Here is a 23985-nt window from a genome sequence, read left to right on the forward strand (position 1 = left end):
AAAATGGAGTACATCAGTACAAGAGGCAAGGTAGGCAAAATCGGATTCATTGATGCTTTTATGATGGGGCTTGCTGATGACGGAGGCTTGCTGGTGCCTAGCGAAATCCCGCAGATTTCGGCAGAGACGCTCAAGGCATGGCAGGAGTTAAGCTATCAGGAGCTTGTCCTGGAGATTTTCTCATATTACACGAATAACGAAATTCCGGAAGCGGACCTGAAGGCGATGGTGGAGGCCAGCTACTCTACGTTTCGCGATCCTGAAGTAACGCCGGTGCGCCGCCTTCATGACGGCTTGTACCTGCTGGAGCTGTTCCATGGTCCGACCTTCGCGTTCAAAGATATTGCTCTGCAATTCATGGGCCAATTCTATTCCTATGTGGCGGCGAAGCAAGGCAAGAAAATTCATATTCTGGGCGCAACCTCTGGCGATACCGGTGCTTCGGCGATCCAAGGGGTGCGCGGCAAGGACGGCATCAAGATCTGCATCCTGCATCCGGACGGCAAAGTTAGCAAGGTGCAGGAGCTTCAGATGACGACGGTTCAGGACGACAATGTGCTTAACCTGTCGGTTGAAGGCAACTTCGACGACTGCCAGCGCATGATCAAGGAGCTGTTCGCCGATCTGGATTATAAGTCGGCCAACCATCTGGCAGCGATCAATTCCATCAACTTTGTGCGCATTATGGCGCAGACGGTCTATTACTTCTATGCGTACTTCCAAGTGGCGAAGGCAAACGGCGGCGAGATCGGGAAAGTGAACTTCAGCGTGCCGACAGGCAACTTCGGCGATATCTTCGCCGGTTATCTCGCGAAGCGCATGGGTCTGCCGGTCGGCAAGCTGATTCTGGCGACGAACGAAAACAATATTTTGGAGCGTTTCATTCAAGAAGGCGTGTATATGCCTGGCGATTTCCGCGTCACATACAGCCCGTCCATGGATATTCAAGTAGCGAGTAACTTCGAGCGTTATTTGTATTATGTACTCGGCGAAGATCCGGAGCAGATCGACCGCCTTATGGCACAGTTCAAGGCAGAGGGAGAGATCTCCATCTCCGAGGAAGCGCTGCGTAAGGTACAGTCTGAATTTGCAGCGCATGGCGTAGTGGGCCAGGAGTGTCTGGACACGATTGCCGATTACAAGACTAAATACGATTATTTGCTTGATCCGCATTCCGCTTGCGGCGTTGCAGCTGTACGCGAATGCGCGGAGGAAGGCGAGATCAGCATCTCACTTGCAACGGCTCACCCTGCGAAGTTCGACGAAGCGATCCGCCTATGCGGAATCGAGCAGTCGTACCCGCAAGAGATTGCTTCACTGTTCGACAAGCCGCAGAAGCAAGTGCAGGTGGACGGCAAGCTGGAGCAAATCGTGGAGCAATTGGAGAAATTTTATAACGCGTAATATCCGTTAGGGTAACAAGAGCCGTCGGTATTGAAGTGACCCCCAAAAGTTAGACAATATTTATTTAGGCAGCCTGTAGGGCATGTGTTCGGTACTGTACCGGGCTCATGCCCTTTAGCTTGGACTTAATCCGTTTATGATTATAGTAGTGGATGTACTGTTCGAGCTCCGCTTTAAAATGCTCAGTGTCTTCAAATGTTTGCGTGTATAAAAACTCGGATTTTAAAATGCCAAAGAAATTCTCTATTATTGCATTGTCATAACAATTTCCTTTGCGTGACATGCTTTGAGTGATGCCTCGTTTCTGCATTTGATAATGCCATCCCTGATCGGAATGAATCAATAGGTTGTCCTCGTCTTTCTTACGCTCCAGAGCTTGATCCAGCATATCGGAGATAAGAGAATAAACGGGACGCGAATGTAAGGTGTACGTTATGATCTCTCCGTTAAATAAGTCAAGCATAGGCGATAAATATAGCTTTTCACCAAATAACTTGAACTCCGTAATATCCGTTACCCACTTCTCGTTTGGCCTTGCTGCCTTGAAGTTTCGATCCAGGATGTTCGGGGCAATCTTGCCGACTGAACCCTTTTACGAACGATATTTTTCATACGCACGTTGCACGTTAGGCCAAGCTCTTGCATAAGGCGTCTTACTTTTTTATGGTTGACTATGATCTCCTTATTTCGAAGCTCATCCCTAATCCTACGATATCCGTATTGACCTTTGTGTTCGTGAAATATCGCTTTGATTTGCGATTTGAGGTCCATATCTTTGTCAAGACGATCGAACGTACCCATTATGTAGTAATACTCTTGCCTGTTCACAGTAACGGACACAAATACCAAACTTCGACTTACTACTTATATCTCATGAACGAATGGGCGTTTAAGTTCAAATTGAAAGGGTTAGTACAGTAATGTATAAAAGGAGGAGTAATGTGTGCTTTATTTAGCTGGTGGTGGCGACGATAATGATTCAGTATGGATTGATAAAAAATTCGCACAACACTTCGGTGGCAAACGATTGGTTTATTTGCCGATTGCAATGGATGGAGTTTCGCCAACGTATGAGGAGTGTAGTGTTTGGATAAACAGCATATTTAACCCTCTTGGTATCAGAGAAATCGTTATGTGGGACGACTTAAATCCAAATTTCACCGCTGAATTACAGACGTTTGATGCGGTTTATATCGGTGGTGGGAACACATACAAATTACTGGACAAGTTACGAAAAACTGGTTTTGATAATGCCCTTAAGCAATTCGTTATCGACGGCGGTACGATTTATGGTGGGAGTGCGGGAGCGATAGTGCTTGGAAAAGATATTTCCACTTGCTCAGCTATGGACTCTAACGACGTGGGATTACATGATACAAGTGGGCTTGGACTTATCGGTGACTATGCAATCTGGTGCCATTATGTCGAAGAGCATGACAGGTTGATTGCGAGTTATGAATACCCTATTCTTGCAATCCCTGAACGGTCAGGTATAACATTCGATGGTACTGTCGTCTGTGTCGTAGGATTTGATGGGGTCACTGTATTTGATAGTGGTCATAAGAAGATATTGTTGCCAAACGAAACAATGAGAGTGTTACAAAAAAACTAATGAAAACGATAGTTTAATTGAAGTGACCCCCAAAAGTTAGACAATATTTATTTAGGCAGCCTGTAGGGCATGTGTTCGGTACTGTACCGGGCTCATGCCCTTTAGCTTGGACTTAATCCGTTTATGATTATAGTAGTGGATGTACTGTTCGAGCTCCGCTTTAAAATGCTCAGTGTCTTCAAATGTTTGCGTGTATAAAAATTCGGATTTTAAAATAGCAAAGAAATTCTCTATTACTGCATTGTCATAACAATTTCCTTTGCGTGACATGCTTTGAGTGATGCCTCGTTTCTTCAAAGCCTGTTGATATTGCGGCATTTGATAATGCCATCCCTGATCGGCATGAATCAATAGGTTGTCTTCATCTTTCTTACGCTCCAGAGCTTGATCCAGCATATCGGAGATAAGAGAATAAACGGGACGCGAATGTAAGGTGTATGTTATGATCTCTCCGTTAAATAAGTCAAGCATAGGCGATAAATATAGCTTTTCACCAAAAAACTTGAACTTCGTAATATCCGTTACCCACTTCTCGTTTGGCCTTGCTGCCTTGAAGTTTCGATCCAGGATGTTCGGGGCAATCTTGCCGACTGAACCCTTTTACGAACGATATTTTTCATACGCACGTTGCACGTTAGGCCAAGCTCTTGCATAAGGCGTCTTACTTTTTTATGGTTGACTATGATCTCCTTATTTCGAAGCTCATCCCTAATCCTACGATATCCGTATCGACCTTTGTGTTCGTGAAATATCGCTTTGATTTGCGATTTGAGGTCCATATCTTTGTCAAGACGATCGAACGTACCAATTATGTAGTAATACGTGCTACGAGGTAACTGAGCCAGCTGCAGCAAGGGTGTGATGGGGTAATCGTGCCTTAGTTCAAATACTACTTTCGCTTTGTCTTGTTTTGTACTTTTCCTTGCTTTGAACTAAGGCATTCAACTTTTTTAAGTAGGCGTTCTCCATTCGCAAACGCTCTACCTCGGCTTGTAATGCTTCCACAGAACCTTCTACTGGAGTTGACTTGTTTACCTTTTCTTTCATCGACTGACGCCCCTTTTTCTTTGGTTTAAGGGCGTCTACACCTTCTGTCTCAAACTCTTTCTTCCAACGGGATAACAAGCATGTGTTGGAATATTAAAGATCGCAGCTGCATCGCGAAGGGACGTCCCGTGTTCGGATATATAATTAAGCACTTTCAGTTTATAATCCGCAGAGTAGGCTGTATAGCCCTTTTTAAAAGAACTTTCTCCGTGATGCTGATACTGCCGTATCCATGTTTGAAGTATGGCTTTTGATCCCCCGATGCTTTCAGCTATGGCTTTCTGGCTTTCTTTTCCTTCAAGATACCTTTTTACAGCCTGAGCTTTTTCTTCCTGTGTAAATTTAGCCAAAAAAACTGCACCTCCAATCGTTAGATGATGTCTAACAATTGGGGTGCAGTTCACTCTTTATGTTACGTCTTGAGCGCCGGCTTAGGCGGGCGCATCACTTCACATGCTCCGATTCCGAAGGTAAACTCGCGAATAATCAGATCGCCGCTGTCACCCAGCAAATAATATTGATGTTTTGCTGCAAAGTTCTGGTTGTCATGGCGATTCCTCATCGGTGAATGATATATAGGGCTCTAAAGTGTTTCCAAGGTATGCCATAGACATGCATGTTGGAGGTGTCTGGATATAGGGGGTGATTATAGATGGAAGTCCGGCTGCTTGGAAAAATAAAAAAACCTCCCTTGCATTGTGTAAGAGAAGTAATGTTAAATGTCGCGTATTTTGGACGGAGACACTTTCTTATGTTTTTTGAACGTTCGGCTGAAATAGTAGATATCGTTAAAGCCGGAAGCCGCGGCAACCTCTGATACAGTAAGCGGCGTATTGCGCAGCAGATAATCCGCCTTGTCGAGCCGCGCAGATGTGACGTATTCCGTAACGGTGCGCCCGGTAAGCTCCTTGAACAGCCGGCTGAAGTGGTAGCGGCTCAATCCCGCGATGCCGGACAATTCCTCCACCGTTAGCTCTTCCCGGTAATGCTCGGCGATGAAGCGGAAGACCGGCTCGAAGCGCTCGACATTTTTCATGCGCTCGGCATATTCATCCTTCGTCAGCACGGTTGTGACATGTCCCCGCAGCAGCAGCGCCAAGAGGCGGTACAGCTCGGACTTGATAGCCAGCTCGTAGCCGAACTCACGGTTCTCCAGCTCGCGGATGAGATTATGCATACAGGCGATGGTGGCCTGATCTCCTCGAATATGATTGCGCAGCAGCAGCTGGTTCTGGGAGATAGGGGCGATGAATTTGGTTTCCGCCGCGTCGACGGAGCCGCTCTGGAGCAGCGATATATCAGCAATGAGAACGTAATAGACCAGGTTCGGCGCTAGATTGAAGCCGTAGTGAAGCTCGTTGCTGTTCACGACAATCAAGTCGCCAGGCTTCGCGTGAATCGTCGTCGAGCCGCATTCGATTAAGGCCTCGCCCGACTCGAAGTAAAGGAATTCCAGATGCTTGTGCCAATGATGGTCGAACAGCACCATTCCTCCCTGGCTGTAGCGGGAGCGATGCACTTTAATTGGAAAATGCGGATTGGGCATGCTCATCTGCTCTCGCAGCGATTCGTTTTTATTGAGCTTCATAGGTGATGATTCCCTCCAAATAGCACATTTGTACAAACAAACCGCACGCCTTTGCATGGCCTTCGGACCTGTATTCATTATAATACGAAAGTATATACCTTACAAAGGTTGCAGCATCGTGTTCGCTATTATTCTACTAAAGGAGAGATGGGTCATGTCTACTGTCCAAATCGGAGTTATCGGTACCGGTTCAATCTCGTCACTGCATCTTGATGCTTACCAAAACAACAAGGAAGCGAATATTTACGCCGTATGCGATCTGAATGAGGAACGCGCGCGGAAAGCGGCAGAGAAGTACGGCGCTGAGAAAGTATATACGGATTACAGAGAGCTGCTGGCTGATCCTGTCGTTCAGGCGGTAAGCATCTGCACCTGGAACAATACGCATGCGGAGATCAGCATTGCGGCTGTGGAAGCAGGCAAGCATGTGCTGGTGGAGAAGCCGCTTTGCCGGACAGTGGAGGAAGCGCTTAACGTACAGCGCGCAGTGGAGGCGTCGGGCAAGATTCTGCAAGTTGGCTTTGTTCGACGTTATGACACAAATGCACAACTCTTGAAATCGCTTGCGAACGAAGGCGAGTTCGGCGAGATCTATTATGCGAAGGCAACAGCGATTCGCCGGCTGGGCAACCCGGGCGGATGGTTCGCGGACATCGAGCGTTCCGGCGGCGGTCCGCTAATCGATATCGGCGTTCATGTGATCGACCTGTGCTGGTACATGATGGGCCGTCCGAAGCCGGTATCCGTGAGCGCCAATACGTACCGCAAGCTGGGCAACCGCTCCAACGTGGAGCATCTGTCCTTTTACCAAGCGGCGGATTACGACGCTACCAAAAATACGATTGAGGATATGGCGAATGCGATGATCCGCTTCGAGAACGGAGCATCCCTGATGGTCGATGCGAGCTTCACACTGCATGCCAAGAAGGATGAGATGTTCGTACGCCTGTACGGCGACAAGGGCGGCATGGAGATTGATCCAGAGACTGTGATCGTCACGGAGAAGAACAATACCATCGTCAACATTTTGCCGCAGACGGATCATGCGGGCTTCCACTTCCAAAGCGCGTTCCAAAACGAGATCAACCACTTCATCGAAAATGTGCAAAACGGCACGAAGCCGCTCAGTCCGGTAGAGGATGGCGTCGAGATCATGAAGATTCTGTGCGGCATCTACGAGTCCGCGGCTACTGGCCAAGAGGTGAAGCTATGAAACTCGGTATTAGCACATACAGCTTGTATAAAGCATTCGCAGCAGGAGAGCTGAGCCTGACTGGCATGATCGAGCATATTGCAAGCATCGGGGCGGAGCATGCGGAGATTGTGCCGCTGGGCTTCTCCTTGGTTGAGAATCCTGAGCTAATTGATGACATTAAGAACGCCGCGAAACAACATGGCATCGAGCTGTCCAATTATGCGATCGGGGCGAACTTCGCCGGCCTTGAAGGCGAGGCGTATGAGAATGAGATCGCTCGTGTGAAGCGCGAGGTAGACGTCTGCGCGGCGCTCGGCATTAAGCTGATGCGTCACGATGTGGCCTCCTCCCAGGATCTGTCTATCGGCAACTTCCTGTCTCAGCTGCCGCGCCTGGCGGATGCATGCCGTGAAATCGCGGATTATGCGAAGCCGCTTGGCATTACGACAAGCGTAGAGAATCATGGCTTCTTCATCCAGCACAGTGATCGAGTTCAAGCTCTCGTGCAAGCGGTGGGACGCGACAACTACCGGACAACACTGGACGTCGGCAATTTCCTGTGCGCGGATGAAGATTCGGCGACGGCGGTCGCCAATAATGTGAAGCTGGCTTCCATGGTTCATGTGAAGGACTTCTATGTCCGTCCTTCCTATCGCTATCCAGGTGAGGGCTGGTTCAAGTCCTCCTCGGGCAATTGGCTGCGCGGCGCGATTGTCGGCCAAGGGGATATCGATATGCCGCATGTGCTTCGCATCGTGAAGGAGAGCGGCTACGACGGCTACATCTCAATCGAATTCGAAGGCATGGAGGACTGCTTCGAAGGAACAAAGATGGGCTTCAACTATGTGAAGAAGCTCTGGGCGGAGATGTAAAGCCGCGGGGTTTGATCAGAAGCGCGAACAGAACGGGAATGGGCTTAAACAATATTCGTGAGGAGTTGATAGATGTGGCAGCGCCAATCATAACGAATAAAATCGGTGTTATCGTAGACAGCTTTCACGTTGGCGTGAAGGAAGGTCTGGTGAAGGCCAGCAAGGTCGGCGCGGACGGTGTGCAGATCTATGCGGTGAAAGGCGAGATGGACCCGGCGAATCTCTCCCCTGCAGCGAGGAAGGAATGGAAGTCATATATCGAATCGCTAGGCTTGGAGATATCGGCTCTTGTAGGCGATCTGGGCGGACATGGCTTCCAGGACCCCGCGCAAAATCGGGAGAAGATCGAGAAGTCCAAGCGTATTATGGAGCTGGGCCTGGAGCTCGGGACCAACATTGTGACGACGCATATCGGCATTGTGCCGGCTGACCGCAACAGCCGCGTGTACGAGACCATGCATGTGGCGTGCGAGGAACTGAGCCGCTTCGCCAGCGAGAACAACGCCTTCTTCGCGATTGAGACAGGGCCGGAAACATCCGCTCACCTGAAGTCGTTCCTGGACGGCCTTGGCACGAAGGGCGTATCCGTCAACCTCGACCCGGCGAACATGGTCATGGTGACGGGAGACGATCCCGTGCAAGGCGTCTATAATCTGAAGGATTATATCGTGCATACGCATGCGAAGGACGGCATCAAGCTCGGCCATATCGACCCGCGAGATGTCTATGGCGATTACGGCTACGAAGTGGAGCTCGATCATGAGAAGATCGCCGTAATGGCGGAGTCTGGATCGGCTTTCCGTGAAGTGCCGCTAGGTGAAGGCGGCGTGGATTGGAACGGTTACTTGAAGGCGCTGAATGATATCGGCTACAAAGGCTATCTCACGATCGAGCGTGAGGTAGGCACCAATCCGGAAGTTGATATTCAGCTGGCCGTTGATTTTTTGAAGAAGTTCAGAGGGTAATAGAGGAGGAGCGTCTTATAGGCGCTCCTTTATTATTTGCTATAGCGCGAAACGCCTCGAATCCTGTAAGATAGTGTCATGTGATTTTTTCCATTTTCGGGAAGGGGTATTTAAGATTGAATCGATTGTTGACCAGAATGGTGTTGTTTTTCTCGTGCTTGATTATCGCGGCGGTTGCGGTGCTTGGGATTACGATCTACCGCTCATCCATGAGTCTGGTGGAGAATTCGCTTGGCGCACAGGCACAGATCGTGGCGGAGAGTGCTGCCTCGTTAATTGATAAAGAGAAATATGCGGAAATATCGGTAGAGGCAGGAGAAACGGCATATTATCAGGAGCTTCGTGTACAACTGAATCAAATGAGGGAAACGAATGGATTGAAATATTTGTATACGCTTGCACGGGGTGAAGAGAACGGCGAGGCTTATTATTACTATATGGTAGACGGAGCTCCCGAGGATGTAGCTGAGGATGACTTCTCTCCCCTAGGCACGCGGGAGGAGAATGGCTATGCCGGAATGATCCAGGCTTTCTCTAAAGGTCGCCCGGTAGTGGGAGAACTAACTAACGATAACGAATATGGGGCGACGATAACGGCCTACGTCCCGCTGAAGAATAGCGCGGGCGAAATGACAGGCGTCATGGGAGCGGACTTCGACGCTACGAATGTCTATGCGCTTATGTCTGATAATACGAGAACGACGTTGTGGGTAGCATTCGGCATCGTGTTGGCGGGAATCGCGCTCGTTGTTGCTTTGGCCAGCTATCTGACCAGGCCGCTGAATCAATTGACGAATCAGGTGGCTAAGGTAAGGGAAGGCGATATGACGGTAGATATCTCGATTCATCGCAAGGATGAGATTGGGAATTTGGCGAATACGTTCCAGCAACTCGTATCCAACACGAGATCTGTGATCCGAAGCATGAGGGATAATTCGGAGCGCCTGCTCTCGGCATCAGAGGATGTATCGCAGCATGCCCGGTCCACGACGGAGGCGAGCCGGCATATTGCTGCGAGTATCCAAGAGGCAACCGGCGGCGCTCATATCCAGGTGAACCGGGCGGCTGATATGACGAAGGCGGTCGAGGGGATGACCCGCAGCATGCTTCGCATCACGGAGTCGGGCTCAATCGTGTCGGAAGTGGCGCAGGAGACAAAGGATCATTCTGATAGAGGAAATGCGCTGATTGGGCAAGCGATGTCGGAGATGGAGGCGATCGGCGAAGCGGCTGAAACGATGCTTGCCGCGACGAAAGAACTGGAGAGCAGATCGGATGAGATCGGCGAGATTACGACGATGATGTCCGATATCGCGGAGCAGACGAATCTGCTGGCGTTGAATGCGGCTATCGAGGCGGCGCATGCCGGAGAGAACGGTCGGGGCTTTGCGGTGGTAGCGGAGCAGGTGCGCAAGCTTGCGGCGCAGTCTCAAGCCTTTGCGGTTCAAATCGCAGAGCTGATCTCGAAGACACAGGAGCAGACGGCTCGCCTCTCCGCAGGGATGGAGGGCAATGCGGATAAGGTGCATGCGGGACTTGTCAGCGTACGGGAAGCGGGCAACACCTTCAGCTTCATCGTGCAAGGACTTGAGCAGGTTCATGCGCAGCTTCTGGAAGTATCGTCAGCTTCGCAGGAAGTGTCGGCGGAGTCGGAGGAGGTCGCAGCATCCGTTGAGGAGATGGAGCAGATCTCACGGCAAGCGGCGCAGCACTTTGAAGGCATTGCGAGCAATTCCACTACGCAGATTGTGTCGATGGACGAAGTGACCGCATCTGCGGAATCTCTTAAGCTCATGTCCAATCAGCTGACCTCGTTGAATAAACGATTTATTGTATAGCCTGAAAAGTAATGCCATGCGGCGGCCTCTCGAGGGCTGCTGCATTTTTTTTGCATTTAATTCGGTGTAAAGGTATAGGAATAAGGAGGACTTAAGGTTATAATCGGTAATAGTGTATAATCAATTCAAATGGGCTGACGCGAGCGAATGGTCGCGAGGGGCCAAATCTATTCGTTAAGGAGTATGATCATGGCAAAAACGCTTATTTTCGGGCACAAAAACCCGGACACGGACACAATTACTTCGGCTATCGCTTATGCGGAGCTGAAAAGCAAGCTTGGTGCGGACGTTGAAGCGGTTCGCCTCGGCGAAGTGAACGGCGAGACGCAATACGCGCTGAACTATTTCGGCATTGCGGCGCCGCGTCTGGTAGAGAACGTAGCGGACGAAGTGAAGGACGTTATTCTTGTCGATCATAACGAACGCCAGCAAAGCGCGAACGACATCGATAAAGTGCGTGTGGTTGAAGTCATTGATCATCACCGCATCGCTAACTTTGAGACGGCAGGCCCTCTGTACTTCCGTGCCGAGCCTGTTGGCTGCACAGCTACGATCCTGAACAAGCTGTACAAAGAAAACGGCGTTGCGATCCGCAAGGAAATCGCCGGCCTGATGCTATCCGCCATTATCTCGGATTCTCTTCTGTTCAAATCCCCGACTTGCACAGAGCAAGACGTGGCAGCAGCTCGCGAGCTGGCTGAGATCGCTGGCGTGGATGCGGATGCTTACGGATTGGACATGCTTAAGGCAGGTGCCGATCTGAGTGACAAGACGATTGCGCAATTAATCACTCTGGATGCGAAGGAATTCGCAATGGGCAGCTACAAAGTGGAAATCGCACAGGTGAACGCGGTTGATACAAACGATGTGCTGAACCGTCAAGCAGAGCTAGAGAGCGCGCTGAACGAGATTATCTCGGCGAAAGGCCTTGACCTGTTCGTGCTTGTCGTAACGGACATCCTGAACAATGACTCTATCGCGCTGGCGCTTGGAAGCAAAGCGGACGCGGTTGAGAAAGCCTATAACGTATCGCTCGAAAACAACAAAGCGCTGCTGAAAGGCGTTGTATCGCGCAAATCGCAGATCGTTCCGGTTCTGACGGAAACGCTGAGCGCGCTGTAAGAGAGGCGTACGCTACATTCGTATGAGGCAGTCCTTAGCTTCTTCATGAAGCTTTGGACTGTTTTTTGCGTTATACTTGTAGGTGCAGTTGATGCAGAAGCAAGTTCAGGAGGATAGGTTATGTTCGAAATTAGAGAATACACCATTGAACGGATGAAGGACCCGTTTGGCATCTTGTCCGGGGAGCGCTATGAGCTGCTGCTGGAGCTTGAGGTCGATGAAGAAGACGAGCTTTATTCGGAAGAGGGCATAAGGCTGCGTGTCGTTTATGTGAAGGAGCATGAAGCTTCGCGAATTGTAAAGTATGAATTCCTGAATGCGGCCAAAGGCTCGTACATCGATATGGAAATGACAGAGGAAGAAGAACAATTCGTCGATGCCTTTTGCAAGGAACAAGTTGCCCTGCCGATCGAGGACTAGGTTCGGGCCGGAGTTTGTTATGAGCCGCGTCTCTCCCGCATAAAGTTCAAGAAGAGCCCTTTACACGTGATGTGAAGTGTACCTTATGCCTAAGGGGGAGATGACTGTGCGGGAACCGTTTCGGAACGAGCCGTTTACCGATTTCACACAAAGCGATGCGATTGCCGAATTTCAGGCTGCGCTGCGGACTGTTGAATCTCAGCTTGGCCGCGAATATCTTCTGAAGATTGGCTCCGATTTCGTGGAAACGACGACAAAACGGAAGTCGATCAACCCTGCTGAGATTAAACAGACGATCGGGACGGTCTCGCAGGCCGACGCGGAGCATGTGCATCGGGCTATGCTGGCTGCCGCTGCCGCGTTCGAGCAGTGGAAGCGGGTAGACCCGCCGGCAAGGGCGCGCGTCCTGTATAAGGCCGCAGCCATACTAAGGCGCAGAAAACACGAGTTTTCCGCATGGCTCGTCTACGAAGCGGGCAAGTCGTGGGCGGAGGCGGACGGAGATACGGCAGAAGCGATTGATTTCATGGAATATTACGGAAGAGAGATGGAGCGATTGTCCGAGCGGCAACCGCTTATTCCGCTTTCTGGCGAAGATAATGAGCTCCTTTACATTCCGCTTGGTGTGGGCATCGTCATTCCGCCATGGAATTTTCCGTTGGCTATCATGGCGGGCATGACGATGGCAGCTGTAGTTGCTGGCAATACGGTGGTGCTGAAGCCAGCTAGCCCAACCGCGGTCATTGCGGCAAAATTCGTGGAACTGCTGGAGGAGGCAGGCTTGCCTGATGGCGTCGTGAACTATTTGCCCGGTGCGGGAGGAGAGATTGGCGACTATCTGGTGGAGCATTCGCTTACGAGGTTTATCTGCTTTACCGGCTCCAGGGAGGTCGGAGTCCGCATCAATGAGCGGGCAGCCGCCGCCAAAGGAGATCAGCGATGGATCAAGCGTGTGATTGCGGAGATGGGCGGCAAGGATACCATTATCGTCTCCGAAGATGCGGATCTGGATCTGGCGGCGGAAGCGATCACTGCGTCGGCATTTGGCTATTCCGGGCAGAAGTGCTCCGCATGCTCGCGAGCCGTTGTGGAGGAATCGGTTTATGAAGCTGTTTTGGAAAAAGTGGTGGAGCGCACGCAGGCGCTCGTTATGGGCAATCCCGCAGAGTTATCTACAATGATCGGGCCTGTCATCGACGAGAGGGCCTATATGAATATTTTGAAATATATCAGTATCGGAAAATCGGAAGGGACATTAGTGCTAGGAGGACAGAAGGGAAGCAGCTCCGGTTATTTTATTGAGCCGACGATAATAGGGGACGTAGCGCCCTATGCGCAGATTGCGCAGGAGGAGATATTTGGACCGGTGCTCGCCTTCATCAAGGCCGCTAATTTTGATGCGGCGCTTGATATTGCGAACAATACGGAATACGGCTTGACAGGAGCGGTCATCTCGCGGGACCGCGCCAAGCTGGAGCAGGCCCGGGATCAGTTCCATGTCGGCAACCTGTACTTCAACCGCAAATGTACGGGCGCTCTTGTCGGCGTCCATCCCTTCGGCGGCTTCAATATGTCAGGCACCGACTCCAAGGCGGGCGGCAGAGATTACTTGCTGCTGCTGACGCAAGCCAAAGTAATAGCGGAACGTTTCTAGAGCTTCAGCTTGAAGGACTTCTTCGTTAGCGGATACAGCCACTTCACGCCGCTTGGCGTGAGGGTGTCCGCTGCAAGATGAGACAAGTATCCCAGCATGGCGGTGACGGCAATACCATCCAAATTCAAGTATTGTTCGAGTCCGAGTCCCAGCCACCACCATATCGGCAGAAGCCAGATCGTATGCGTCATGCCGCGATGCTTCAGCCATGGCGCGATGATGACGAATACACCAAGCCCGATCAGCCATAGCTCCTCCATGGTCGTGCCAAGCGATACGAGATAGAGACCAACTGCGCTGACGAGCGCGTTGCGGATCGCGCCTTGCTTCATCGTCAGCCCGATTAATACGGCAGCGAGGCTTCCGCCAGCTGCCAAAGGCGAGATAGGTTTGCCGGTCAGCCATAAAAAAAGAATGATGCCAAGATACAGAATGCCGCCCCAAAGCGCGAGCTCTCTGATCTTCTTGCTAGCTTTCGTAATCTTGCTGCTCAGGATGCTCGGGCCGTCCAGGTCAGGGCATAACGCGGAGAATGCCGCGATGCCGATATACATATGACTCTCCGACAAGTCGGACGAATAGAAGGCCGCAGCTCCTGCGCCGACAACTGCTCCGATTGCCAGATGGGTTTTTCCTCTCATGAAACCTCCAGTAGTTCGTTCTTGATGATAGGCAATAATGATGCCTGAAGTGGATTGGATATGCGTTCGGTGAACAAGGGATGAACAACTTGATTCCAATCCGTATAGGATGTTGGACGATAGAATTCCGACCCTCTACAGGTTACTAGAGATGCTCCTTATTCACCTGTTCGTTGCGCACCATTTGCTCAAGCTTCTCAACGAGCTGTTCGTGAACAGGGTCTCTTTTGCGCAGGCCCCAAAAGGACTTTCTTTTTTCAGATTTAAGCAGCTTCAATAAATACAGTTTTTCCTTAAGCGTTAACATAATAAGGCCAGCCTCCTCTCGTCGTTTCCTTATGTTCGCTCGCAGGTTAACCTTGTTATATTATAGTTGATTCCGGCTTCCGATGAAATATTCGAGCGCTTCGAGCGGCGGTCTGCTTGCGCTTATAGTGGCAGTGTTGAAAACCTAATGCTATAATGGGGGCAATCATTTAGATCAGATGTGGTGGGATGCCGGATGGAAAATGGAATTGCGTCAGCAGCATGCGATGATACATGCGCTGGTACGGAAGCGGATATTGGTATCGTCAAGGAGAAGCTGGTTGACGATTCGACAGCGATAGAGCTGGCGGATTTATTCAAGGCGCTTGGCGATCCGACACGCATACGGATCATTCATGCGCTGCTCCAGTCTGAGCTGTGCGTGCATGATCTGACGGAGGTTCTGGGGATGGGGCAATCCGCCATATCCCATCAGCTGCGGCTGCTGCGCAATATGCGTATCGTGAAGCGCCGCAAGGTCGGCAAGACCGTCTTCTATTCACTCGATGACGATCATGTGGAGCAATTGATTGTTCTAACGCTTCAGCATTTGAAGCATGAGTAGCTAACGGAAGTGTAATGGAAACAGGCCCGGAATACCACGCGTATCACCAAACTCCTGAAAGGAGGCGGCGGCGCGTGGTTTTTTGTATGCCATATAGCAAGGCTGATGGTATGGTCTGGCTGTTAGGTGAGTTAGTGGAGGCAGACCATGTATACCGCCAGAGATTGGGTCCTCGAATGAGTGAGAACGATAATAAGGCCGGAGGATTTCGTGAACGGTATAACCACCGTCCGGACGTAGGCCGGATTTAGCATGGGTCCTCTAATAAATGCAAGGCGAATCGTTAGTATTGCCCCTGAAAAAGGAACTTTGAAACAACAGTTGCCAAGAGGAAAGGTATAACATATAATACATATGAGCATATATTCATATATTAATTTAATGAACGGTCACAAGGGAGGAAATCGGTATGAGCAAGACAAACATAAGAAGCGGTTCCGGCAAGGATAAAAGCAGTGCAGGCCATTCGAAGCCTCATCATCATGAAGATCATTCGCATAACCATGAGCATAATCATTCACACTCGCATAATCACTCGCATAATCACTCGCATAGCCATTCGCATGCGCACGGACACCATCATCATGGCCCGAACAATAAAGCAGGGCTGCTGATTGCGTTAATAATTACAGCTACCATCATGGTCCTGGAGTTTGTCGGAGGGCTCGTCACCAATTCTTTGGCGCTGCTGTCGGACTCGGGCCATATGCTAAGCGATGCAGGGGCGCTAGCGCTTAGTCTGGTCGCTATGTGGTTTGCGGCCAAGCCTGCTTCACCTAACAAAACATATGGTTTTTACCGGTTTGAGATACTCGCGGCTTTGTTGAATGGCGTAACCTTGTTCGTCATAGCCGGATTTATTGTAGCGGAAGCGATCGAGCGGTTCCAGGATCCGCCAACGGTCGCCAGCGGCTCCATGATGATCATTGCGAGCATCGGATTGCTTGCCAATCTGGCCAGCGCCTGGACCTTGATGCGCAAAGGCGACGTGCACGGCAATTTGAATGTACGCAGCGCATACCTGCATGTATTGGGTGACGCGCTTGGGTCTGCAGGCGCGATTATCGCTGGCTTGCTGATGATGCTGTTCAATTGGTATATCGCCGATCCAATCATTAGCGTTATTGTCGCTTTGCTCATATTGAAAAGCGCCTGGGGCATCATCAGATCCACCATTCATATTCTAATGGAAGGAACGCCGATTACGATTGATGCGGACAGAGTGAAGAAAGTGCTGCTTGGCATCAGCGGGGTTAAGGACGTTCATGATCTCCATATCTGGACGATTACGTCCGGATTGGACTCGCTCTCGTGCCATGTGCTGATTGAGGATAGCGCCAGCAGCCAATCGGTCTTGCAAGAGGCTGTTCGCCGAATCGAGCAAGAGTTCCAAATCCAGCATACGACCATCCAGGTAGAGAAATCCCATCTCCAGCATGCCGAGTTAAAAGTGTAGCCGCTTGGAGGCGGTTCTAGGAGAGAACAGACACAGTGTTGGAAATCGCATAATTGCAACCTAGGAGAATTAACGTTGCTACGCACCACTAATCGCGCCAAAAGGGTGAGGGCACATGCGGAGTGATGGACAAAAGGGCAGTTCCTGGTCGCCAGCGACTTGGAACTGCCCTTTGTTCGAGCCATAGCGTACGGCTGATTACCTCCGTACGGCATGCCAGCTATCGGCCATGATGTAATTACCTTGCAGCCGCAATTGATTTGGAGCGGTAGATTTGCGAGCCGAGGAGGAAGCAGACGACTCCCCAGATGGCCATGATACTCATGCCCAGCCAGAAGCTGCTGGAAAACACGCCGTTCGCATAGATGAGTCCGTCGCGCAAGCCGTCTACGAAGTAGGTGAGCGGCAGCATCTTTGGAACAGGCTGCAGCCATTCCGGCAACGACTCCAGCGGGAAGAAGACGCCGCTTAAGAACATCATCAGCATGCTGGATATATTGGCAACGCCCATGTAAGCCTCCATCGTTTTGCTGAAGGAGGAGAATAAGTAGCCCATCGCATTGAAGACGAGCGCACCGACAAAAAAGGCAATCGCAAGGCTGGCGATATTAATATGCAGATTCGCGCCAAAGGCAAACACCCCAACCAGACCGAGAATAACTACCTGTATGATCCCAAGCATCAAGCGGACAATCATGCCCGCAAGCCCGAACAGCCCCATCTTCGCTGGTGTCATTCGCAGCCGCTTCAGCAGCCCGCGCTTGCGCATATCGACCAGCTCGACCATTCCGAACAGACCGCCTTGAGCCAAGGACAGCCCAATCATGCCAGTCATCAGGAAGTCCTGATAGTTGGTGTCGTCAGATGCCGAAGTGATGGAGTCCATGCTGATGGTATATGTAGCTGTAGCGCCAACAGCCGCTAGATTCGCCTGCTGGATGAATCGGTCCAGTATGCCGGATATCGCCTGTGTCGTTGCGCTGCCCTCGCGCTCGCGATTGACGATTAACCCGACCTCGGATACCCCCTCTGTCTCCGGGAGGACGATCAAGGCGTCGATATCTTTGTTTTCGACCCATTCCCGGCCTTGCTCCAGTGTAATTGGCGCCTCTTCCTTCATCTCGAATACCGGGATCTGCTGTAATTGAGAGAGCAGCATGCTGGAAGATGCATTCGGCACGGGATCGGCGACGGCAATCGCAGCCTTGAAGCTGCTACTGGAGCCATTGCCTCCGAATATAATCATGAATAAGACCATTAGGATAATAGGGAAAAAGATATTCCAAAACCATACCTGCTTCTCCCTGAACATCATCTTCAGCTGTGCGGTGAACATACTGGCGAATTGCTTGGCGGCCATAGCCTTAATCCCTCCATTCCTTGCCTGTGAAGGCGATGAATACGTCCTCCAGGCTTAATTCACGAATTGAGATTTGCTCGACGCGGTAACCGCGGTCTTTTGTAAACCCGAACAGTTCATATAACGTTTCTTCCGGCTTGGTTGTCCATAGCTGCAGGGTGTCGTCCTCCAATTGGGTGCGAACGACCGCGTGATGCGCACGCGCTACATCTTCGGCTGCGGCAGCTGCCGCAGTGCCGTCCAGGAAGGACAGCCGCACTTCGCGTTCCTTGGTCAAGCTGTCTATTAAGGCGGCAGGCGTATCGAGCGCCACTATTTTTCCTTGGTCGACGATGCAGACTCGATCGCTGAGCTTCTCCGCTTCCTCCATATAATGAGTGGTAAGAATCGTCGTTTTGCCGATTTTCTTTAGTTTCAGGATGATATCCCAAATGTTGCGGCGCGCCTGAGGATCAAGTCCGGTTGTCGGCTCATCCAGGAAGATGATCTGCGGGTCGTTCACCATAGCCAGACCGATTGCCAGCCGCTGCTGCTGGCCGCCGGACAGCTTCCTGACATGCCGGTTCCGTTGCTCAGTTAGGTTGATCATCTCCATCACTTCAGCGGCAGATCGGGACTTCGGGTAGAAGGTGGCGAACAGCTCCAAGTTTTCCTCGACGGTAAGCAGGTCGAATATGGCGCTGGACTGCGGCTGCACACCAATATTGTATTTGATCTGCTCGGCATTCCTGTCCCAGCTTTTGTCTCCGAATTTGATAACGCCGGTATCCGGGGGCAGCAAGCCTTCAATCATTTCCAATGTCGTCGTTTTGCCGGCTCCATTCGGTCCGATAATCGTAAATACCTCGCCGGGCTCGACGGAGAAGCTGATGCTCTCTACGGCCCTGACGTCGCCGAATGTCTTGCGCAGGTTCTGGACTTCCAATACGGGCATGTGGTCAATCTCTCCTTTTTCAGCATAGTGTGTCTTCTCTTTATTGTAGCGCTGTCATAAAGCGGGCGCCCAGCGTCCAGAGCCTGCACTTCTCTCGGTCTCTAGACGGATATCGCAGGGGAGACAGTAGGAATCTCTCTCCTTTCAATGCTATGATTAGGAGTGTTCTGCCATTCGCAGTACGACATCAATTGTCATCTTAGTGGAAGGAGCAGCAATCATCATGTGGATCACATTTTCCATCTTTGCGGCAATCAGCTTTGGCATCCGGGGCATTCTCTATCACTGGACCAGCCAGAAGCCGCTTAATCGCAATGCACTGCTGTGCGGAACGTTCGCCATGGGAGCGCTGGTCAACTTGGTCATCTCGATCGCGACTTCATCCTCTTGGTCACTTGCTTGTCTGATCGGTATCCAGATGGGGCTGTTCTCCTTTGGCGGCAATGCCAGCATGTTCAAGGGCTTTGCGGTGGGGAAGGCATCATTGGTCGCGGTACTGACCTCACTGCCTTCTGTCGTCGTCGTGATCATGGCTTATTTCCTATGGAATGAAAAGCTTCATCTCATGCAGCTCATCGCCTTTGTTGTTATCGTGGGCGGCGTGCTTCTCGTCCGGTACTCCAACGACTTGTCGCTGAGAGACTTGAAGGGAGCGCAGTGGGGCATATTGGCAACACTTCTGTTCGCGGGCAACGACCTGTCCGGCAAATGGTCCACGATGATGGGAGCAGAGCTATATCCCAGCATGTTCATGCTGTTCACGACGGGGGCAATCTGCTTTGGCCTGTGGTGGCTGAAAGACCGGAGGGCAGAAGCGACGATGGCGGCGGCGCAGATTGCGGCAGCCTCCGAATCAGCGGCTCAAGCGAGCGGCGGTGTTATGAAGTCCGCAAGGGCTTCCCGCTGGAGCGATTCCCGAACGTTCCTGATCGGCATGGCGGTCGGCACAACGAATACGCTTGGCATGATGCTGATTATAACGGCGTTCGGCCTGGGAAAGGCGGGTTTGGTATCGGCTGTCGTCGCGCTGAATGTGCTGATCGTGCTTTTATATACCCGTTTTATCGTCAAAGATAAGTTTACGCGCACTGAAATCGCAGGCATTGTGTTGTCGTTCCTCGGAATTCTATTCATGCGGCTATTCGGCGCTTGAGCACTCCATACATAGAAAATTGAAACCGGCCTATTAATCTGTATAATTAAACTATTGAATAGTTTACGACTAAAGTTTTATAGGGAGATGAGCCGGAAGCATGTTGAAGCTGTTTCGTTTTCTTAAGCCCTATCGCATGGCCATTGCACTGGTCATGGCACTTATTCTGCTGCAGTCGCTCGCAGAGCTGTATTTGCCAACCTTGATGGCGGATATCGTCAATGATGGTGTCGTAAAGGGAGACACCTCCTTTATCTGGCGTATGGGCGGGTATATGATGGGTGTGACAATCATCGGCACGGTCGTCGCCGTGCTGGCAAGCCTCTATGCTTCGCGCATTGCATCGGGGTTTGGCCGTATTGTCAGAGGGAAGGTTTTTTCGCATGTCGAGAGCTTCTCCATGCACGAATTCGACAAGATTGGGACAGCCTCGCTTATTACGCGAACGACCAATGACATTAACCAGGTGCAGCAAGTATTGATGATGATGCTCCGCTTGATGGTGATGGCCCCGATGATGTGTATTGGCGGCATCATTATGGCATTGTACAAGGATGCTCAGCTCACGCTGGTGCTTCTTGTCGCCCTGCCGGTGCTGGCAGGCGCAATCTGGCTGATTACTTCCAAGGGACTGCCGTATTTCAAGGCCATTCAGAAGAAGCTCGACCGGCTTAATCTGGTGCTGCGCGAAGGCTTAACCGGCATTCGCGTTATCCGTTCCTTCAACCGGACGAAGCATGAGAAGGGCCGATTCGAGGAAGCGAACCGCGATCTGATGAATACCGCAGTCAAGGTCAATCAGATCATGGCGGTCATGATGCCTGTTATGATGCTCATAATGAATCTATCGACGATCGCCATCGTCTGGTTTGGCGGCTGGCGTATCGATAGCGGCGCGATGGGCGTTGGCGATCTGATGGCGTTCATTCAATACGCGATGCAAATCATGTTCTCTCTTCTGATGTTCTCCATGATCTTCGTCATGGTGCCGAGGGCTTCTGCATCCGCTGTCCGGATTGGCGAGGTGCTGGAGCTTCAGCCATCTGTGACCGATTCGCACGGAGCGGCGCCAGCTTCCCGTGATGTATCCACAGGAGTGGTGGAATTTGATAACGTCTCGTTCAGCTATCCGGGTGCGGAGCGTCCGGCGCTGTCGGATATCAGCTTCCGTGCATTGCCGGGCGAAGTAACGGCCATTATTGGCGGGACGGGCTCGGGAAAGAGCACGCTGATCCATCTCATTCCGAGATTTTTTGATGCGGCGGCAGGTTCGGTTCAAATCGGGGGGACGGACGTCAGAAGTTTGACGCAGGAACAATTAAGAAAACATATTGCATTGGTTCCACAGAAGGCGGTATTGTTCTCCGGCTCGGTGCAGGACAATATCCGTTATGGCAAAGAGGATGCAACGGACGAGGAAATCCGTCAAGCTGCCGGGACGGCGCAGGCACTTGACTTTGTCGAGTCTATGCCGGAGGGCTTCGAATCCGTTCTCGCGCAAGGCGGGACGAATCTGTCCGGTGGGCAAAAGCAGCGATTGTCCATCGCCCGTGCTTTGGTGCGCAAGCCGAATATTTATTTGTTCGATGACAGCTTCTCTGCGCTTGATTACAAGACCGATGCCAAGCTGCGGGCAGCGCTTAAGGAAGTGACTACGGATGCAGCTGTCCTGATCGTCGCCCAGCGGGTCAGCACCGTAATGGACGCTGACCGGATCATCGTCTTGGACGAGGGCCGGATTACAGGTATCGGAACTCACAGGGAGCTGATGGAGGGCAGCGAGGTATATCGTGAGATCGTGGCGTCGCAGCTGTCAGAGGAGGAGAGCGCATGAGCGAGCATACGCAGAGCAAAGGCCGCAGGCAGCAAGGTCCGGGCGGCGGCCCGAAACCGATGGGATTTGGTCCTGGCGGCCCCGGCATGATGCCAGGGCAAAAGCCCAAGCAGTTCAAAGCGTCTTTCAAGAGGCTGACGGGGTATTTGAAGCCGTTCCGAATGCAGCTGATTCTAGTATTGGCGGCGGCTATCCTCAGCACGGTCTTTTCTATATTCAGTCCGAAAATATTGGGACAAGCGACCGATGAGCTATTCAACGGACTAATGGACAAGGTAAAAGGAATTCCGGGCGCGGCTATTGATTTTGAGACCATCGCGTTCATTCTGGCTCTTCTGGCGGGGCTTTATGTCATCAGCTCGATATTCGCTTTTTTCCAGCAATACCTGATGGCAGGTGTAGCTCAGAAGGTAGTGTACCGTCTGCGGAATGAAGTGAACGAGAAGCTGGGGAAGCTTCCGCTCAAGTTTTTTGATGCCAGATCGAACGGAGATATATTAAGCCGCGTCGTCAATGATGTGGACAATATCAGCAACACCCTCCAGCAAAGCTTGACCCAGATCATTACTTCTGTCGTGACGCTTGTCGGTGTCATCATTATGATGCTTACGATCAGCCCGCTGCTGACGTTAATTCTGGTGCTGACCTTGCCGCTCAGCTTTATCGTCATTGCGATGGTAGCCAAGCGATCCCAACGGTACTTCAAAAGCCAGCAGGCAGAGCTTGGGGAGCTGAACGGCCACGTAGAAGAAATGTATACGGGGCATACCATCGTCAAGGCTTTTGGCCGTGAGCGCCAATCGATTGAGCAGTTCGAAAGTATTAACGAGCGCCTCTATCAATCAAGCTGGCGCGCACAGTTCATATCCGGCATTATTATGCCGCTTATGAATCTGATCGGCAATATCGGCTATGTGTTCATCTGCGTAGTCGGCGGTGTGCTGGTGACACGGCAGACGATTACGGTCGGCGATATTCAGGCATTCATCCAATATGCCCGCCAATTCACGATGCCAATTACGCAAACGGCGAATATCGCAAACATTATTCAATCGACGATTGCATCCGCCGAGCGCGTCTTCGAGCTGCTCGATGAAGAGGAGGAGTCTCCGGAGCCGGCTCAACCTGTGGTGTTGTCCTCGCCTAAAGGCGATGTGGCATTCCGCGGCGTCCAGTTCGGCTACAAGGAAGGCGCGCTGTTAATTGAAAATATGGATATAGCCGTCAGGAGCGGACAGACGGTTGCCATTGTTGGCCCGACCGGCGCTGGCAAGACGACCCTCGTCAACCTGCTGATGCGCTTCTATGAAGTGAACGACGGCATGATTACGATCGACGGACGCAATATTCGCGAGATGGAGCGGGGCAGCCTGCGAAGTCTGTTCGGCATGGTGCTCCAGGATACCTGGCTATTCAATGGCACGATCAAGGACAACATCGCGTACGGACGTGCGTCGGCTACAGAATCTGAGGTTGTCGATGCGGCAATGGCCGCCCATGCCGACCACTTCATACGTACGCTGCCGGACGGTTACGATACGGTGCTGAACGAGGAAGCCTCCAATATATCGCAAGGGCAAAAGCAGCTTCTGACGATTGCGCGGGCTATTCTGGCCGATCCTCCAATTCTCATTCTGGATGAAGCAACCAGCAGCGTCGATACGCGTACGGAACTGCAAATTCAGCAGGCGATGCAGCATCTGATGGCGGGACGGACCAGCTTCGTTATTGCCCACAGGCTGTCGACGATTCGTGACGCAGATCTCATCCTGGTCATGGACAAAGGCTCTGTCATCGAGCAGGGCACGCATGAATCGCTGCTATCGCAAGGCGGCTTCTATGCCGATCTGTACAATAGCCAGTTCACGGCAACGAACAAGTTAACCGCAGGTTAATCGGATTGATTTAGGGGGCCATCTTGAAATGGCGGCATCATGCCGCCTGCTCAAGATGGCCTCTTTGCTTTGAAGATCCGCCTATAGTCCTTCGGCAATGGCTGCTTGTCTGGAGCTGTTTTTT

At 51.4% G+C, this 23985-nt stretch carries 20 protein-coding genes and 2 pseudogenes; 14 read left to right on the forward strand and 8 right to left on the reverse strand.

What is annotated here, in order from left to right; translation table 11 throughout:
• The first annotated feature begins 3 nt into the window (after positions 1–3).
• A complete protein-coding gene (thrC, locus tag D3P07_RS12580; RefSeq protein ID WP_119800558.1) occupies positions 4–1404 on the forward strand; it encodes a threonine synthase in 1401 nt (466 codons plus the stop codon).
• A 64-nt stretch (positions 1405–1468) separates the two neighbouring features.
• Here the strand turns inward: thrC and D3P07_RS12585 are convergent.
• Positions 1469–2232: pseudogene (locus D3P07_RS12585) on the reverse strand (IS3 family transposase); the annotation flags it as partial.
• Between the two features lie 115 nt (positions 2233–2347).
• Here D3P07_RS12585 and D3P07_RS12590 point away from each other — a divergent pair.
• Positions 2348–3016, forward strand: a complete 669-nt coding sequence (locus tag D3P07_RS12590; RefSeq protein WP_119800559.1) for a Type 1 glutamine amidotransferase-like domain-containing protein — start codon at positions 2348–2350, stop codon at positions 3014–3016.
• A 51-nt stretch (positions 3017–3067) separates the two neighbouring features.
• Here the strand turns inward: D3P07_RS12590 and D3P07_RS12595 are convergent.
• The 3 genes and pseudogenes from D3P07_RS12595 to D3P07_RS12600 all read right to left on the reverse strand — a co-directional run bounded on the left by D3P07_RS12595 (position 3068) and on the right by D3P07_RS12600 (position 5651).
• Positions 3068–4413 (reverse strand): annotated as a pseudogene (locus D3P07_RS12595) (IS3 family transposase).
• Between the two features lie 62 nt (positions 4414–4475).
• Entirely contained in the window at positions 4476–4625 is a 150-nt protein-coding gene (locus D3P07_RS27025; protein WP_182914293.1) for a hypothetical protein, read from the reverse strand.
• A 153-nt stretch (positions 4626–4778) separates the two neighbouring features.
• Positions 4779–5651: an AraC family transcriptional regulator gene (locus tag D3P07_RS12600; RefSeq protein ID WP_119800560.1), complete on the reverse strand. Its 873-nt coding sequence runs from the start codon at positions 5649–5651 to the stop codon at positions 4779–4781.
• Positions 5652–5805: 154 nt separating this feature from the next.
• On the opposite strand from D3P07_RS12600, the gene D3P07_RS12605 reads away from it, so the two are divergent.
• The 7 genes from D3P07_RS12605 (at position 5806) to pruA (ending at position 13717) form a co-directional block, all read left to right on the forward strand.
• Positions 5806–6864 carry a Gfo/Idh/MocA family protein gene (locus D3P07_RS12605; RefSeq protein WP_119800561.1) on the forward strand — a complete coding sequence of 353 codons (1059 nt, stop codon included), beginning with the start codon at positions 5806–5808 and terminating at the stop codon, positions 6862–6864.
• Positions 6861–7718, forward strand: coding sequence for a sugar phosphate isomerase/epimerase family protein (locus tag D3P07_RS12610; protein WP_119800562.1), 858 nt, complete (start codon positions 6861–6863; stop codon positions 7716–7718). The genes D3P07_RS12605 and D3P07_RS12610 overlap by 4 nt, the downstream gene beginning before the upstream one ends.
• 74 nt (positions 7719–7792) lie before the next feature.
• The gene (locus D3P07_RS12615; RefSeq protein WP_119800563.1) at positions 7793–8683 is read left to right on the forward strand and encodes a sugar phosphate isomerase/epimerase family protein; all 891 of its coding nucleotides are present in this window, start codon (positions 7793–7795) and stop codon (positions 8681–8683) included.
• Between the two features lie 116 nt (positions 8684–8799).
• Positions 8800–10521 (forward strand): methyl-accepting chemotaxis protein, encoded by a 1722-nt coding sequence (locus D3P07_RS12620; RefSeq protein ID WP_119800564.1) that lies wholly within the window; start codon positions 8800–8802, stop codon positions 10519–10521.
• Positions 10522–10710: 189 nt separating this feature from the next.
• Complete coding sequence (locus D3P07_RS12625; protein ID WP_119800565.1) at positions 10711–11643, forward strand: manganese-dependent inorganic pyrophosphatase; 933 nt, start codon at positions 10711–10713, stop codon at positions 11641–11643.
• A gap of 120 nt (positions 11644–11763) precedes the next feature.
• A complete protein-coding gene (locus D3P07_RS12630; protein WP_119800566.1) occupies positions 11764–12063 on the forward strand; it encodes a DUF6509 family protein in 300 nt (99 codons plus the stop codon).
• Positions 12064–12169: 106 nt separating this feature from the next.
• Positions 12170–13717 (forward strand): L-glutamate gamma-semialdehyde dehydrogenase, encoded by a 1548-nt coding sequence (gene pruA, locus D3P07_RS12635; RefSeq protein WP_119800567.1) that lies wholly within the window; start codon positions 12170–12172, stop codon positions 13715–13717.
• On the opposite strand, the gene D3P07_RS12640 is transcribed toward pruA, so the two are convergent.
• Both D3P07_RS12640 and D3P07_RS27030 read right to left on the reverse strand, forming a co-directional pair.
• Positions 13714–14358, reverse strand: coding sequence for a metal-dependent hydrolase (locus D3P07_RS12640; RefSeq protein ID WP_119800568.1), 645 nt, complete (start codon positions 14356–14358; stop codon positions 13714–13716). The genes pruA and D3P07_RS12640 overlap by 4 nt on opposite strands.
• A 145-nt stretch (positions 14359–14503) precedes the next feature.
• Positions 14504–14665, reverse strand: a complete 162-nt coding sequence (locus tag D3P07_RS27030; protein WP_182914294.1) for a hypothetical protein — start codon at positions 14663–14665, stop codon at positions 14504–14506.
• Between the two features lie 195 nt (positions 14666–14860).
• Here D3P07_RS27030 and D3P07_RS12645 point away from each other — a divergent pair, with 195 nt between their 5' ends.
• Positions 14861–15229, forward strand: a complete 369-nt coding sequence (locus D3P07_RS12645; protein ID WP_119800569.1) for an ArsR/SmtB family transcription factor — start codon at positions 14861–14863, stop codon at positions 15227–15229.
• A 409-nt stretch (positions 15230–15638) separates the two neighbouring features.
• The gene (locus D3P07_RS12650; protein WP_119800570.1) at positions 15639–16685 is read left to right on the forward strand and encodes a cation diffusion facilitator family transporter; all 1047 of its coding nucleotides are present in this window, start codon (positions 15639–15641) and stop codon (positions 16683–16685) included.
• 238 nt (positions 16686–16923) lie between these two features.
• Here the strand turns inward: D3P07_RS12650 and D3P07_RS12655 are convergent, their stop codons facing one another.
• A complete protein-coding gene (locus D3P07_RS12655; RefSeq protein ID WP_259391471.1) occupies positions 16924–18045 on the reverse strand; it encodes an ABC transporter permease in 1122 nt (373 codons plus the stop codon).
• Between the two features lie 4 nt (positions 18046–18049).
• On the reverse strand, positions 18050–18979 hold the full coding sequence (locus D3P07_RS12660; protein WP_119800571.1) for an ABC transporter ATP-binding protein: 930 nt from the start codon (positions 18977–18979) through the stop codon (positions 18050–18052).
• A gap of 223 nt (positions 18980–19202) precedes the next feature.
• Between D3P07_RS12660 and D3P07_RS12665 the strand changes: the two genes are divergently transcribed.
• From D3P07_RS12665 to D3P07_RS12675, 3 genes are all read left to right on the forward strand, one after another.
• Positions 19203–20132: an EamA family transporter gene (locus D3P07_RS12665; protein ID WP_119800572.1), complete on the forward strand. Its 930-nt coding sequence runs from the start codon at positions 19203–19205 to the stop codon at positions 20130–20132.
• 100 nt (positions 20133–20232) lie between these two features.
• Entirely contained in the window at positions 20233–21966 is a 1734-nt protein-coding gene (locus D3P07_RS12670) for an ABC transporter ATP-binding protein (RefSeq protein ID WP_119800573.1), read from the forward strand.
• A complete protein-coding gene (locus tag D3P07_RS12675; protein ID WP_119800574.1) occupies positions 21963–23861 on the forward strand; it encodes an ABC transporter ATP-binding protein in 1899 nt (632 codons plus the stop codon). The genes D3P07_RS12670 and D3P07_RS12675 overlap by 4 nt, the downstream gene beginning before the upstream one ends.
• Positions 23862–23985: the final 124 nt, after the last annotated feature.

This window comes from Paenibacillus sp. 1011MAR3C5, from assembly GCF_003591485.1.
Taxonomy (GTDB): Bacteria; Bacillota; Bacilli; order Paenibacillales; family Paenibacillaceae; genus Pristimantibacillus.

Coding starts and splice junctions, on each gene's coding strand:
- D3P07_RS12600 (WP_119800560.1), bottom strand. CDS start 5,651: ATGAAGCTCAATAAAAACGAATCGCTGCGAGAGCAGATGAGCATGCCC.
- D3P07_RS12675 (WP_119800574.1), top strand. CDS start 21,963: ATGAGCGAGCATACGCAGAGCAAAGGCCGCAGGCAGCAAGGTCCGGGC.
- D3P07_RS12625 (WP_119800565.1), top strand. CDS start 10,711: ATGGCAAAAACGCTTATTTTCGGGCACAAAAACCCGGACACGGACACA.
- D3P07_RS27025 (WP_182914293.1), bottom strand. CDS start 4,625: ATGAGGAATCGCCATGACAACCAGAACTTTGCAGCAAAACATCAATAT.
- D3P07_RS12665 (WP_119800572.1), top strand. CDS start 19,203: ATGTGGATCACATTTTCCATCTTTGCGGCAATCAGCTTTGGCATCCGG.
- D3P07_RS12645 (WP_119800569.1), top strand. CDS start 14,861: ATGGAAAATGGAATTGCGTCAGCAGCATGCGATGATACATGCGCTGGT.
- D3P07_RS27030 (WP_182914294.1), bottom strand. CDS start 14,665: ATGTTAACGCTTAAGGAAAAACTGTATTTATTGAAGCTGCTTAAATCT.
- D3P07_RS12650 (WP_119800570.1), top strand. CDS start 15,639: ATGAGCAAGACAAACATAAGAAGCGGTTCCGGCAAGGATAAAAGCAGT.
- D3P07_RS12605 (WP_119800561.1), top strand. CDS start 5,806: ATGTCTACTGTCCAAATCGGAGTTATCGGTACCGGTTCAATCTCGTCA.
- thrC (WP_119800558.1), top strand. CDS start 4: ATGGAGTACATCAGTACAAGAGGCAAGGTAGGCAAAATCGGATTCATT.
- D3P07_RS12640 (WP_119800568.1), bottom strand. CDS start 14,358: ATGAGAGGAAAAACCCATCTGGCAATCGGAGCAGTTGTCGGCGCAGGA.
- D3P07_RS12670 (WP_119800573.1), top strand. CDS start 20,233: ATGTTGAAGCTGTTTCGTTTTCTTAAGCCCTATCGCATGGCCATTGCA.
- D3P07_RS12660 (WP_119800571.1), bottom strand. CDS start 18,979: ATGCCCGTATTGGAAGTCCAGAACCTGCGCAAGACATTCGGCGACGTC.
- D3P07_RS12630 (WP_119800566.1), top strand. CDS start 11,764: ATGTTCGAAATTAGAGAATACACCATTGAACGGATGAAGGACCCGTTT.
- D3P07_RS12610 (WP_119800562.1), top strand. CDS start 6,861: ATGAAACTCGGTATTAGCACATACAGCTTGTATAAAGCATTCGCAGCA.
- D3P07_RS12655 (WP_259391471.1), bottom strand. CDS start 18,045: ATGGCCGCCAAGCAATTCGCCAGTATGTTCACCGCACAGCTGAAGATG.